Source organism: Paraburkholderia unamae (assembly GCF_003096875.1).
Classification (GTDB): Bacteria; Pseudomonadota; Gammaproteobacteria; order Burkholderiales; family Burkholderiaceae; genus Paraburkholderia; species Paraburkholderia unamae.
Map to the genome: position 1 here is coordinate 60,674 of NZ_QEOB01000038.1, position 13,217 is coordinate 73,890.

At 66.9% G+C, this 13,217-nt stretch carries 14 protein-coding genes; 6 read left to right on the top strand and 8 right to left on the bottom strand.

The window, feature by feature from the left end; genetic code table 11:
- The first annotated feature begins 74 nt into the window (after positions 1–74).
- Positions 75–1,013, top strand: a complete 939-nt coding sequence (locus C7402_RS42645; RefSeq protein ID WP_112177687.1) for a LysR family transcriptional regulator — start codon at positions 75–77, stop codon at positions 1,011–1,013.
- A gap of 162 nt (positions 1,014–1,175) precedes the next feature.
- A complete protein-coding gene (locus C7402_RS47265; protein ID WP_165842121.1) occupies positions 1,176–1,319 on the top strand; it encodes a hypothetical protein in 144 nt (47 codons plus the stop codon).
- 32 nt (positions 1,320–1,351) lie between these two features.
- Here C7402_RS47265 and C7402_RS42650 read toward each other — a convergent pair whose 3' ends face one another.
- The 4 genes from C7402_RS42650 to wrbA all read right to left on the bottom strand — a co-directional run bounded on the left by C7402_RS42650 (position 1,352) and on the right by wrbA (position 4,794).
- On the bottom strand, positions 1,352–2,158 hold the full coding sequence (locus C7402_RS42650; RefSeq protein WP_116614831.1) for a metallophosphoesterase: 807 nt from the start codon (positions 2,156–2,158) through the stop codon (positions 1,352–1,354).
- Between the two features lie 20 nt (positions 2,159–2,178).
- Complete coding sequence (locus tag C7402_RS42655) at positions 2,179–3,615, bottom strand: FAD-binding oxidoreductase (protein ID WP_116614832.1); 1,437 nt, start codon at positions 3,613–3,615, stop codon at positions 2,179–2,181.
- A gap of 160 nt (positions 3,616–3,775) precedes the next feature.
- Positions 3,776–4,180, bottom strand: coding sequence for a DUF2069 domain-containing protein (locus C7402_RS42660; RefSeq protein ID WP_116614833.1), 405 nt, complete (start codon positions 4,178–4,180; stop codon positions 3,776–3,778).
- Positions 4,177–4,794, bottom strand: a complete 618-nt coding sequence (gene wrbA / locus C7402_RS42665; protein ID WP_112177683.1) for an NAD(P)H:quinone oxidoreductase — start codon at positions 4,792–4,794, stop codon at positions 4,177–4,179. Before wrbA ends, C7402_RS42660 begins: the two co-directional genes overlap by 4 nt.
- 217 nt (positions 4,795–5,011) lie before the next feature.
- Here wrbA and C7402_RS42670 point away from each other — a divergent pair, with 217 nt between their 5' ends.
- Entirely contained in the window at positions 5,012–6,304 is a 1,293-nt protein-coding gene (locus tag C7402_RS42670) for a YihY family inner membrane protein (protein WP_112177734.1), read from the top strand.
- Positions 6,305–6,316: 12 nt separating this feature from the next.
- Here the strand turns inward: C7402_RS42670 and C7402_RS42675 are convergent, their stop codons facing one another.
- The 3 genes from C7402_RS42675 to C7402_RS42685 form a co-directional block, all read right to left on the bottom strand.
- Entirely contained in the window at positions 6,317–6,637 is a 321-nt protein-coding gene (locus C7402_RS42675; RefSeq protein ID WP_112177682.1) for an Mpo1-like protein, read from the bottom strand.
- A 143-nt stretch (positions 6,638–6,780) separates the two neighbouring features.
- A complete protein-coding gene (locus tag C7402_RS42680) occupies positions 6,781–7,620 on the bottom strand; it encodes an alpha/beta fold hydrolase (protein ID WP_116614834.1) in 840 nt (279 codons plus the stop codon).
- Positions 7,617–8,945 carry an O-acetylhomoserine aminocarboxypropyltransferase gene (locus C7402_RS42685; RefSeq protein WP_116614835.1) on the bottom strand — a complete coding sequence of 443 codons (1,329 nt, stop codon included), beginning with the start codon at positions 8,943–8,945 and terminating at the stop codon, positions 7,617–7,619. Before C7402_RS42685 ends, C7402_RS42680 begins: the two co-directional genes overlap by 4 nt.
- Before the next feature lie 285 nt (positions 8,946–9,230).
- Here C7402_RS42685 and C7402_RS42690 point away from each other — a divergent pair, with 285 nt between their 5' ends.
- The 3 genes from C7402_RS42690 (at position 9,231) to aroC (ending at position 13,025) form a co-directional block, all read left to right on the top strand.
- Positions 9,231–9,686: a CBS domain-containing protein gene (locus C7402_RS42690; protein ID WP_112177680.1), complete on the top strand. Its 456-nt coding sequence runs from the start codon at positions 9,231–9,233 to the stop codon at positions 9,684–9,686.
- Between the two features lie 131 nt (positions 9,687–9,817).
- Positions 9,818–11,809 (top strand): MFS transporter, encoded by a 1,992-nt coding sequence (locus C7402_RS42695; protein WP_116614836.1) that lies wholly within the window; start codon positions 9,818–9,820, stop codon positions 11,807–11,809.
- Between the two features lie 115 nt (positions 11,810–11,924).
- Positions 11,925–13,025, top strand: coding sequence for a chorismate synthase (aroC, locus tag C7402_RS42700; RefSeq protein ID WP_116614837.1), 1,101 nt, complete (start codon positions 11,925–11,927; stop codon positions 13,023–13,025).
- A 95-nt stretch (positions 13,026–13,120) separates the two neighbouring features.
- On the opposite strand, the gene C7402_RS42705 is transcribed toward aroC, so the two are convergent.
- On the bottom strand, positions 13,121–13,217 hold a 97-nt coding region (locus C7402_RS42705; RefSeq protein WP_133254623.1), incomplete at its 5' end, for a 4Fe-4S dicluster domain-containing protein.

Here is a 13,217-nt window from a genome sequence, read left to right on the forward strand (position 1 = left end):
GGCATTTTTACAAAACGTGAGACAATCGGTCTTGCGAAATATGAAACAATTCGTGCGTCAGATAGAGGATTGGTATGGATACGCTACAAAACATGCGTGTATTCGTCCGGGTGGTGGAAGCGGGCAGCTTCACGGGCGCCGCGCAGCACCTGAATACGACCACGGCTTACGCTTCGCGCGCGGTTTCAGATCTGGAAGCGCACCTGCGCACGCGGCTTCTGAATCGCACGACGCGCCGCATCGCGCTCACCGAGGCGGGCGAGCGCTACCTGCAACGCTGCGAGCAGATCCTCGCCTACGTCGATCAGGCTGAAGCCGAGGCCGGCGACGCGCATGCGCGCCCCTCGGGCAAGCTCAAGGTCCATGCCATGACGAGCTTCGGCCAGCACTATGTGGTGCCGGCGGTGGGGCAGTATCAATTGCTCTATCCGGACGTGCATGTGGAACTCACGCTCGCCCAGCGCATGCCGGACCTGCTCGACGAAGGCTACGACGTGGCGCTCGTGCTCGCCACCGATCTGCCGGATTCGGGATTCGTGTCGCAGCGCATTGCGAGCGCGTTCAGCATTGCGTGCGCGTCGTCCGCGTATCTGGAAAAGCGCGGCGTACCGCAAAGCCCCGCCGATCTCGCGAACCACACCTGCCTGCAAATGGTGACGCCGGTGTTCCCCACCGCGCAGTGGCAGTTCACCGGCCCTGAAGGCCAAACGAATATCGATCTCGGCACGCCGACGTTCCAGGTGAACGTGGCCGAGGCGATGGCGGTGGCCGTGCGTGAGGGCATGGGCGTGGGCCTCCTGCCGATCTATTCGGCGATCAGCGGGCTGCGCAGCGGCGAGCTTCAGTGGATCCTGCCGGAGTACAAATCGCAGGAGATGAACGTCTACGCGATGTATCCGTCGCGCCAGTATCTCGATGCGAAGATCCGCACGTGGGTCGAACTGCTGCGCGAGAACCTGCCTTCGACGCTCGCGCGCGACCAGGCCGAACTGCGCCGCTTCGCGCGCACCTGAGCCGCCGCGGCTTGATCGACGTCATGCGCGGCGTGCGCGTTGTGACAGGCTGTTACAGCTTGCGCAGATCGCAACACTTCCTTACGCCCGGCGGCGCTTCGGCTTGATAAGGTAGCGAAACTGTTTGACGCCACCTGATATCTGCCAGCACCGAGGACTTACATGGATACGCATCTGATGATCGGCATCGCCGTGATGATGGGCCTGATCGGCATCGCGGCATCGCGCGATCTGCTGCGCATGCGCCGCGCGCAGCTTCAGCCCGCGACGTTGCGCGTGCGCCGCGACGACACGCGCCTGCGCTAAAGCGCGCGCCGCTTTTTGCCCCTGTTTCCCCGCTAGATTTCCACCACCTTGTCCCACGCAAATGCCGGATTCTCCGGCATGCCCGTGCGGCGGTCGCGATAGCCGCGCGGGTTGCACACCACGCGCGTGCCGTTGACCGTGTAGTCGAAGCACGTATGCGTGTGACCGTGCACCCATAGCGCAACCGGCGCGCGCACGAGCGCGTCGAGATCGTTCACGAATCCCGCCGAAACGAGATCGTCCGCATAGCGCGGCGCGAGGCTCAGCCTGTGCGGCGCGTGATGCGTGACGACGATCGTCTCCCCCGCGAACGGTTTGGCCAGTTCCGCTTCGAGCCACGCGCGCGAGCGCGCATGCAGCGCGAGCGAATCGGCCGGCGTGAAGTCGCGCGCGCCGGCTTGCGGGCTCGCGGGCCACGACACCTGGATCAATCCCTTGAAGTCGAGCATCACGCGCAGCGCGGCCGTCATGGCGGCTTCGCGCTCGGCCGCGCTTGCGCCGAAGAGCGCGAAGTCGGCCCACAGTGTCGTGCCGATCACGCGAAAGCGGCCCGCCGGATCGACATAGACGCCGTCGTTGAGAAAGTGCACGTTGTCGAGCGTCGCGGCCGCGTCGCGCATCGCCGTTTCGAGCGCGCCCAGTTCGCCGTCGTAGTACTCGTGATTGCCGGGCACATACACCACCGGCACTTGCGGATCGAACGTTTCCGCGGCCCAGCGCAGCCCGAGCCCGTGATTATGAATGTCGCCCGCGAGCACGACGAGGTCGGCCTGCGCGTGCGGGATCGTGTCGGGCTCGTCGTTTTCCAGATGCAAGTCGGACAACACGCGAATCTTCACGGTTCTGGCTCCTTTCTCGATCAGCCCAGCACTTTCCCCGGATTCATCAGGTTCAGCGGATCGAGCGCGGTTTTGATCGCGCGCATGAGCGCCAGCTCGACCTCGCTCTTGTAGTGGATGTTTTCCTCGACCTTCAATTGCCCCAGACCGTGCTCGGCGCTGATCGTGCCGCGATGGCGATCCACGCTGTCGTAGACGATGCGGTTCAGCGTCTTCTCGTTCTCGGCGAGAAAACGCTTCGGGTCGCCGCCTTCGGGCGCCTGCACGTTGTAGTGCAGATTGCCGTCGCCGAGATGGCCGAAGGTGACCATGCGCGCGCCTGGCACCGCGCGCGCGATTTCGGCGTCGGTTTCCTCGATGAAGTGGCCGATGCGCGAGATCGGCACGCCGATGTCGTGCTTGATGTTCAACCCTTCCTGCGCCTGCGCGAGCGGAATGTGCTCGCGGATGTTCCAGAACGCCTGCGACTGCGCGAGGTTTTCCGCGACCACGGCGTCTTCCACGAGACCTTGTTCGAGCGCGTCTTCCATGAGCCGCTCGAAGAGGGCGCGCGCGTGCGCCTCGCTCTCGTTGTCCGACAGTTCGAGCAGCACGACCTGCGCGTGATGTTCCGCGAACGGATAGCGCAGTTGCGGGAAATGGCGGCCGACCAGCCGCATGCAGAAATCTGACATCAGCTCGAAGCCCGTGAGCAGCGGCCCCGCGTAGCGCTGCGCGAGCGCGAGGAAGTCGAGCGCCGCATGTGCGGAGCCGAGCGCCGCGAGCGCCGTGACGCGCGCGGCCGGCAGCGGGTGCAGCTTCATCACGGCGGCGGTGATGATGCCGAGCGTGCCCTCGGCGCCAATGAACAGATCGCGCAGATCGTAGCCGGTGTTGTCCTTGCGCAGCCCGCGCAGGCCGTCCCAGATCTCGCCTTGCGGCGTGACGACTTCGAGGCCGAGACACAGCTCGCGCGTGTTGCCGTAGCGCAGCACACCGGTGCCGCCCGCGTTGGTCGAGAGATTGCCGCCGATCGTGCAACTGCCTTCGGCCGCGAGCGACAGCGGGAAGAGGCGGCCCGCATCCTTGGCGCGCGCCTGGACTTCGGCGAGGATCACGCCGGCTTCGACGGTGATCGTGTTGTTGTGTGCATCGATCTCGCGTACGCGGTTCAGGCGGCGCAGGCTCAGCACGGCGTGTTTGCCGCTCGCGTCGGGCGTCGCGCCGCCCGCGAGGCCCGTGTTGCCGCCTTGCGGCACGAGCGCCACGCGGTGCGCGTGCGCGAACTTCACGACCGCAGCGACTTCCTGCGCGTTGGCCGGGCACAGCACGGCGAAGGCCGCGCCCTGGTAGCGGCGGCGCCAGTCGGCGAGGTAGGGCGCGGTGTCGTGGGCGTCGGTGAGGACGTTCTGCGTGCCGATGGCGGCGGCGCAGGCGTCGAGAAAGTCCTGAGAGGCGTGCGGGGTGGAGTCGGTCATGGTGTCTCGGTGTGGCTTGCGTGGCGCGGGGCGGCGCGCGGCGCGATTTTCATTGGGAGCGCGTCAGACTGAGGCGTTTAGTGTGACACGGCGCAGGCCGCGGCGCAGAGAGGGGGTGAGCAGCACTCGGGCACCCGGCGAGACACAGCCCAGACACAACTCAGACACCGTCGCGCTTCGCGCGCCGCGCGGCACGCTTGTACGGCGCGACATAGGCGAGCGCGCACACGAAGAAGCCGAGCGCGAGCGCGACCTCGATCCAGCCAAGCCGGTTGCCGGGCGCGGGATCGGTCATGCCGCGCACGATGCCCTCGGCGAAGTAGAGCAGCACGAGCATCGCCGCCCACTGCATCGTGTAGAGACGCCGGCGCAGCACGCCCGGCAGGGCGATCGCCAGGGGCAAAGCCTTGAGCACGAGCGCGCTGCCGCCGGGCCGCAGCGGCGCGAGCCGCCATTCCCAGGCGAGGCACAGCAGCGTGAGCGCGGCAAGCGTCGCAAAAGCGCCGAGCGCGGCGCCACGGCGCGGTGCGATGGGCGCCAGGGCGTCGCGCGGGTTGGCGCTCACGGCCGCTCGCCCGGCTCGCCCTTGGCGAGCGCGAGCGCCGCACGCGCGAGTCGTGCGCCGAGCGCGCTTGCGAGCGTTTTCTCTTCGTTGCTCAGGCCGTGGCCGCGCGCATCCGGGCGCGCGTGATGCGACGCGCCATACGGCGTGCCGCCGCTCTGCGTGGTGGTGAGCGCGCTTTCCGTGTACGGGATGCCCACAAGCAGCATGCCGTGATGGAGCAGCGGCAGCATCATCGAAAGCAGCGTGCTTTCCTGGCCGCCGTGCAGGCTGCCGGTCGAGGTGAACACACACGCGGGCTTGCCCGCGAGCGCGCCCGAGAGCCACTGGGGCGTGGTGCCGTCGAGGAAATATTTGAGCGGCGCGGCCATGTTGCCGAAGCGCGTGGGCGAGCCGAGCGCGAGACCCGCGCATTCTTCGAGGTCGCGCAGTTCGACGTAAGGCGGCCCGTCGGAAGGGATATCGGGCGCGGTGGCCTCGCAAACCGTCGAAACGGGCGGCACCGTGCGCACGCGCGCTTCGGCGCCGGGAATGCTGTCGATACCCTGGGCGATCGCGCGCGCAAGCTCGCGGGTTGCGCCATGTCGACTGTAATAGAGCACAAGAATCGGTTTCATCGGGCCTCGTCGGTGGACGGGATATTATAGGGGCTGGGTTGGCCGCCCATGCGGCGCAGCGCTCCAAAGCGCAGCGCTAAAAGCGTCGCGCGGCGCGCGGCCTGGCATGTGAAAAACAAACGGTGATGAGCGTAGTGAAAGTGGTGTTGAAGGCCGTGTTGAGCGCGGCAAGCAAGGCGGGCGAATGAGCGATATGCGGGACATGATGCGCGACCTGATGTCGAAGGTGACGATCGATCTGGACATCGTGAAGCGGCTCGCGCGCTTCGCGGCGCGGCGCAGCCGCGAGGATCGCATCCCGCAGGTCGCAGGCAGTCTCACGTTCACCACGCTGCTCTCGCTCGTGCCGCTCGCCACGGTCGCGTTCGCGCTCTTTACGGCCTTTCCGATCTTCGCGTCGTTCCAGAATTCGCTCCAGGCCTTTCTCGCCGACCACCTCATGCCGGCGCAGATCAACAGCCAGATCTTCAAATACCTGAACCAGTTCGCCTCCAAGGCCAAGGGTCTCACGACGATGGGCATGATCGTGCTCTTCGTCACCTCGGTCATGACCATGATGACCGTGGAGTCGGCCTTCAACCTGATCTGGCGCGTGCGCAAGGCGCGGCCGTTCGCACAGCGCGTGCTGGTGTACTGGGCCATTCTCACGCTCGGGCCGATCCTGATCGGCGTGAGCCTCTCGATCTCGTCGTATGTGTTCACGCGCTCGGCCGTGATCGCCACCGAGCAGCATGTTTCCGGCATCCTCGACCTGCTGCTCATGGGCGCCTCGCTGCCCCTCACGGCGCTCGCATTCACCATGCTCTACGTGTACTTGCCGAACTGCCGCGTGCAGTGGCGCGACGCGCTGGTGGGCGGCATTGCCGCGGCCATCGCCTTCGAGGCCGCGAAGCGCGGCTTTGGCTATTACGTGCGGCGCATTCCCACCTATACGGCCGTGTACGGCGCGTTCGCGGCCGCGCCGATGTTCCTGCTGTGGATGTACCTGAGCTGGTTCATCACGCTCGTGGGCGCGATGATCACCTCGGCGCTGCCCGAAATCCGCACGGGGCGTTTCGACCGGCCGCGCTTTCCCGGCAGCGACCTGCTCGACGCGCTCGAATTGCTGGCGGGACTCGCCGAGGCGCGCGAAGCGGGCGAGCCCGGCCGCACGGCCGAGCAGCTCGCGCAACTGCTGCGGCGCGATCTTGCCACGGTGACACGCCTTGTCGACGGGCTGGAAGAGGATGAGCTCGTCGCACGCCTGGAAGAGGAGGACCGCGGGAAAACGCTGTTTCTGCTGATCGGCAATCCCGCGCGTATATCGGTGGCCCGCGTCTTCGACCGCTTCGCGATCGATCGCGAGGAACTGGCCTATCAGCTCAAGTCGAGCAGCATCGACGCGCCCATGCTGTTGGGCGCACTCGACAACGACAAGCTTTCGGTCTCGCTCGCCTCGTTGCTCGCGGCGCGCCGCGTGCCGGCGCTGGCGGAGGAACATCCGCCGGTGCTCCCGCATCCGGCGGCGTGATGCTGCGTTGATTCAGAGGGAAATCTTGCCGCGGCAGATATCCGCGAACATGACCCAGTCGCCCATGAGGCTGTAGATGGGGTGGCGGAAGGTGGCGGGGCGGTTCTTCTCGAACCTGAAATGCCCGACCCAGGCGAAGCCGTAGCCGCAGACGATGGCGGCAGGCAGCCAGAGCCAGTTGCCGGTGGCGATGGCCATGGCGACGCAGCCGATCACACCGAGCGACCCGATGAAATGCAGCCGCCGCGAGATGGGATGGCTATGCTCGCTCAAATAGAACGGATAGAACTGCGCGAAGCTCGCAAAGTGCTCGTCGTGTGTGGTGGGATGCATCGTCTCCTCCTTTGCCCGCGGGTGTGCGAGAGGCTGGCGGGGATGGTTCGGCGCATCCATTTTGCGGCGTTCCGCACGACCGTGCAACCCGGCCGAATGGCCATGACGGAACCGTGCCGCGTCATGGTCCCGGACGCCGCTTTTCAGCCGTTCCCCACGCGCGGCGCTTGCTGCGTTGCAAAAGCGTAGAGCGCGTCGAGCGTCGCGTCGGGCTGCTCGGTCATGAGTGCGTGGCCCGCGTCGAGCGTCACCTTATCCACGGGCGCGCCCGCCTGCGCTAACGCCTCGCCGAGCGCGCGCGCCGCGCGCGGCGGCGTCATCGCGTCGCGTCGGCCGACGATCAGGCGCACGGGACAGCGCACCTTCGCCGCGCTCGTGAGGCCGTCCGCGTAGGCGTTGCAGGCGGCGAAATCGGTATGGAAAAGCTGCGGCTCGCCGCGCGCCGAGGCGCGCTCCATGAGTCGCTGGTTCATGCCGCGCAGCCAGAAGCCGGGACCGGGGCTCGACGGCTTGGCGGCAAGCGTGGAGTGCGACCACGCGTTGACGAGCGCGATCGCCTCCGGCTCGCGCTCGCGCGCGGCTTCGAGCAGCGTGGGCGCGACCGCCATCGGGAAGGCTGTGGCGAGCAGGGCGATGCGCTGCGCGCGCGCGGGGTGGCGAGCGGCGAATTCGAGCGCGATGAGCGAGCCCATGCTGTGGCCGGCGACGAAGGCTTGCTGCACGTTCAAGGCGTCGAGCAGCGCGGCGAGCCAGTCGGCGATCGCGCCGATGCTCGTGAGCGCCGGCCCGGCGCTGCGCAGGTGGCCGGGCAGATCGACGGCCAGCACGTTAAAGCCGTGATTGGCGAAATAGCGCGATTGCAGCGCCCAGACGCTATGGTCGTGCTGCGCGCCGTGGACGAACACCGCGAACGGCAGCGCGCGGTTGATCGGGCGTGAGGCGGTGTAGGCGTAGACCACCTTGCCGTCGACTTCGACGATCATGACGCCTCCTTCGCCTGCGGCTTCGGCTCCTGCGATTTTTGCGACGCCTTCAGGGCGCGCTTGAGGTCGTCGATCAGGTCGGCGGGGTCTTCGAGGCCGATCGACAGCCGGATCGTGCCTTCCGCAATGCCGGCGGCGGCCAGCGCTGCCGCGTCCATGCGGAAATGCGTGGTCGAGGCGGGGTGGATCACGAGCGAGCGCGCGTCGCCCACATTGGCGAGATGCGAGAACAGCGTGAGCGTTTCGATGAAGCGCTTCCCAGCCGGGCGTCCGCCGCGCAGGTTGAAGCTGAACACGGCGCCCGCGCCGCGCGGCAGCAGGCGCTGGGCGAGGGCGTAGTCGGGATGGCTCGGCAGCTCGGGCCAGCCCACCGATTCGACCGCTTCGTGCGCCACGAGAAATTCGACGATGCGCCGTGCGTTCGCCACATGCCGCTCCATGCGCAGCGGCAGCGTTTCGATGCCTTGCAGCAACTGCCAGGCGGCCTGCGGATGCAGGCACGCGCCGAAGTCGCGCAAGCCTTCGCGCCGCGCGCGCAGCAGGAAGGGCGCGACCGTGCTTTCCTCGCTGAACACCATGTCGTGAAAGCCCGCATAGGGCTCGGTCAGCTCGGGAAAGCGGCCCGACGCGTCGAAATCGAAGGTGCCGCCGTCCACCAGCACGCCGCCGATCGTCGTGCCGTGGCCGCCGAGAAATTTGGTGGCCGAGTGATAGACGAGATCGGCGCCATGCTCGAAGGGGCGCAGCAGGTAAGGCGTCGTGAAGGTCGAATCGACGAGGAGCGGTACGCCGTGTGCGTGCGCGATCTGTGCAACGGCCTCGATGTCGAGCACGTCGAGCCCCGGATTGCCGAGCGTCTCGCCGAACAGCAGGCGCGTATTGGGCCGCAGCGCGGCGCGCCAGGCGTCGAGGTCGCCGGGCTTCACGAAGGTCGTTTCGATGCCGAAGCGCGCGAGCGTGTAGTGCAGCAGGTTGTGCGAGCCGCCGTAAAGCGCCGCCGAGGCGACGATGTGCGAGCCCGTGCCCATCAGCGTCGCGATGGCGAGATGCAGCGCCGCCTGGCCGCTCGCCGTGCCGATCGCGCCCGCGCCGCCTTCGAGCGCGGCCACGCGCTCCTCGAACACGGCGACGGTCGGGTTCGAAATGCGCGAGTAGACGTGGCCCGCGCGCTCCATGTTGAAGAGCGCGGCGGCGTGGTCGGTGTCGCGAAACGAGAACGAGGTGGTCAGGTAGATCGGCGTCGCGCGGGCGCCGGTGGCGGGGTCGGGCGCCGCGCCGGCATGCAGCGCGAGCGTGTCGAAACGGGTGTCTGGCGTCGATGACATCGTGGCGGCGCGGCCGGCGCGAACCGGCTTCGGGGTCGAGGGTGTTGGGCATCGTAACACCGGCGGCGCGGCGCGGGGGCGCTTTGGCGGGCGTTTTTCGGGCCGGATGACAGCGTGCCGCCGCGGCGGCCTGCGGGGCGCAAAAGCCCGCGCCACGGCCTTCGGCAGACGATTGCGCGGCGGCCGCGCGGCTTTCCTTTTAACACTCTTTCCGCTAGGATCGAAAACAGGTAGGTATCTTTTCAGCATCTCCCCCAATATTTGCGGCATTTCTGGAGACACATCATGCGTGTCAGCGACATTCTCAAGGTGAAGGGCAACACGCTCTTTACCGTCACGCCCGACACTGCGCTGCACGACGCAGTCAACACCATGGCCGAGCACGACATCGGCTCGCTCGTGGTCATGGAATACGGCGATCTGGTTGGCATGCTCACGTTCCGCGAGATCATCCTCACGCTGCGCACGAACGGCGGCAGCGTCGGCACCACGACGATCCGCAAGGTCATGGACGACCACCCGATCACCTGCACGCCGGAAACGGAAGTCGACGAAGTGCGCCGCATGATGCTCGAGCATCACGTGCGTTATCTGCCGGTCATGGAAAGCCGCTCGCTCATGGGCGTGATCTCGTTCTACGACGTGGCGAAGGCCGTGGTGGAAGCGCAGGGCTTCGAGAACAAGCTGCTCAAGGCCTATATTCGCGACTGGCCGGAAGAGGAACGTCAACCGGCACGTTGAGCGACGCTCTCCTTCAGCCAGGTTGAAATCAACTTCGGCCAGCATGCAAAAGCGCGCGTTAAGCGCGCTTTTTCGCGTCTGGGCCCCGCAAATTCTGTCAGTGCGATTCTGATTCGATAAACGATAGACCGATGTCCACGGCACAACGCAACGAGCAAAACCAGCGCAATGAGCGCAACCGGCGCAACGAGGCGGAGCCGGCTTCGCAGTTCGCGCTGCTGCGCCAGCGCCGCTTCGCCCCGTTTTTCTGGACGCAGTTCCTCGGGGCGATGAACGACAACGTCTTCAAGATCGGCTTCACCTCGCTCGTCACGTATCAGGCCGCGCGCTTTTCAGGTGTCGATCCGAAGACGGTGGCCTTTCTCATCTCGGCCATCTTCATTCTGCCGTTCGTGCTGTTTTCCGCGACCTCGGGCCAGGTTGCCGACAAGTACGACAAGGCCATGCTCACGCGCTGGGTCAAGACCTTCGAGATCGCCGTCATGCTGATCGGCGCAGCCGGGTTCTGGATGCACAGCGCGCCGCTGCTGTATGTGTGCACCTTCCTCATGGGCGTGCATTCCACCGTGTTCGGGCCGGTCAAGTACGCGTACCTGCCGCAGCGGCTCGCCCCCGACGAACTGGTTGGCGGCAACGGGCTCGTCGAAATGGGCACCTTCGTTGCGATCCTGCTCGGCACGATCGTCGGGGGCGTGGCGGCGGGCATCGGGGCGACGGACGCCGCCACCGTCACCGACGGGCCGCCGCTCGGCGCCTGGTGGCTGGGCGGCATGTGCATCGTCATCGCGCTCGTCGGGCGCGTGGCTTCCTCGTTCGTGCCGCCGTGCGAGCCTTCGCAACCGGGCCTGCGCATCAACTGGAATCCGTTTTCCGAGACCTGGCGCAATCTGCGGCTCGCGCACGGCAACCGCACCGTGTTCCTGAGCCTGCTCGGCATCTCGTGGCTCTGGTTCGTGGGCGCCACGTTTCTCGCCTCGTTCTTCAACTTCGCCAAGGACGTGATGTCGGCCGATCCCGACGTCGTGACCGTGCTGCTCGCGATGTTTTCGCTCGGCATCGGCACGGGCTCGCTGCTCTGCGAGCGGCTCTCGCGGCGGCGCATCGAGGTCGGCCTCGTGCCGCTCGGCTCGATCGGCATGAGCGTGTTCGGCATCGACCTGTATTTCGCGAGTCACGGGCTGCCCGCCGCCCCCCATCTGCTGTCGGTGGGCGAGTTCCTGCGCACCGCCGCGCACTGGCGCGTGCTCGCCGATCTGTTCCTGCTCGCCATGTTCGGCGGTTTCTACAGCGTGCCGCTCTATGCGCTGATCCAGAGCCGCAGCGAGCCGAGCCATCGCGCGCGCATCATCGCCGCGAACAACATCCTCAATTCGCTGTTCATGATCGCTTCGGCGCTCATGGCGATGGGGCTCACGGGCGCGGGCGTCGGCATTCCCGGCATCTTTCTCGCCACGGCGCTGCTCAATATCGTCGTCGCGGCCTATATCTACACGCTCGTGCCCGAGTTCCTGCTGCGCTTCGTCGCCTGGGTGCTCGTGCATACGGTCTACCGCGTGCGGCTCGTGCACACGGAGCGCATTCCCGCCGAAGGCGCGGCCGTGCTCGTCTGCAATCACGTGAGCTATGTCGATGCGATCGTCATCATGGCCGAGAGCCCGCGGCCGATCCGCTTCGTGATGGATCACCGGATCTTCCGCTCGCCGTTCCTCGGTTGGGTGTTCCGTCACGCGAGGGCGATTCCGATCGCCCCCGCGCACGAGGATCCGACCGCGCTCGACGCCGCTTACGACGCGTGCGCCGCCGCGCTGGCCGAAGGCGATCTCGTCTGCATCTTTCCCGAGGGCAAGCTCACGCGCACGGGCGAGATGAACCCGTTTCGCCACGGCGTGACCGAAATCCTCAAGCGCTCGCCGGTTATGGTCGTGCCGATGGCGCTGCGCGGGCTGTGGGGCAGTGCGTTCTCGCGCTTCGCGGCCTCCGGGCAAGAGCGGTCGGACCGACCGCTGCGGCGCGGGCTCACGAGCCGGCTCACGCTGGCGGTGGGCGAGCCGATTGCGGCGGCCGATGTGACGCTCTCGCGCTTGCAGGAAACGGTGGCGGAGTTGCGCGGCGCACGGCGCTGAGGGTGCGGCTTTTGCCGGGCCGCTCGCCCGGCTTCATGTCCGACCGGACGGTCGGGCGTGGCCGCGCTCAGGCTGGCATAATGACGGATTCCCCGATTCACTTTGGACGACCGCCATGTCCGGCAACACGCTCGGTATGCTTTTCACCGTCACCACCTTCGGCGAATCCCACGGCCCGGCCATCGGCTGCGTCATCGACGGCTGCCCGCCCGGCCTGGCGCTCACCGAGGCCGATATCCAGATCGATCTCGATCGCCGCCGTCCCGGCACGTCGCGTCACGTCACGCAGCGCCAGGAAGCGGACCAGGTCGAGATTCTCTCGGGCGTATTCGAAGGGCGCACCACGGGCACGCCCATCGCGCTCCTGATCCGCAATACCGACCAGCGCAGCAAGGACTACGGCAACATCGTCGAAACCTTCCGCCCCGGTCACGCCGACTACACCTACTGGCAGAAGTACGGCATTCGCGACTATCGCGGCGGTGGTCGTTCGTCGGCGCGTCTCACGGCGCCCACGGTCGCGGCGGGCGCGGTCGCGAAGAAGTGGCTGCGCGAGCGCTTCGGCGTGGAAGTGCGCGGCTACATGCGCTCGCTCGGCGAGATCGACGTGCCGTTCGTGAGCTGGGAGCACGTGCACGAAAATCCGTTCTTCGTGCCCAACGCCGATGTCGTGCCGCAGCTCGAGGACTACATGGACGCGTTGCGCAAGGACGGCGACTCGATCGGCGCACGTGTGAACGTCGTGGCGAGCGGCGTGCCGGTGGGTTGGGGCGAGCCGCTGTTCGACCGGCTCGACGCCGATATCGCGCACGCCATGATGGGCATCAACGCGGTGAAGGGCGTGGAGATCGGCGCGGGTTTCGCGAGCGTCGCGCAGCGCGGCTCGGTGCACGGCGACGAGCTCACGCCCAACGGCTTTCACGGCAATCACGCGGGCGGCGTGCTCGGCGGCATCTCGACGGGGCAGGACATCACCGTTTCGGTCGCCATCAAGCCGACCTCCAGCATCCGCACGCCGCGCCGCTCGATCGACAAGGCAGGCGAGCCCGCGACGGTCGAGACCTTCGGCCGCCACGACCCGTGCGTGGGCATTCGCGCCACGCCGATCGCCGAGGCCATGCTCGCGCTCGTGCTGATCGATCACGCGCTGCGCCACCGTGCGCAGAACGCCGATGTCGTTGTGTCGACGCCGAAGATCGCAGCCAGCGACGAGTGATCCGAACGGCGCGAACAGCGCCGCACTGGTTGTGCAGGCAACAAAAAAGCCGCTTCAGGCGTGAGCCCGAAGCGGCTTTTTCTCGTGCTCCGATCTTACATGTTCGGATAGTTCGGACCGCCGCCGCCTTCCGGCGTGACCCACACGATGTTCTGCGTCGGGTCCTTGATGTCGCAGGTCTTGCAGTGCACG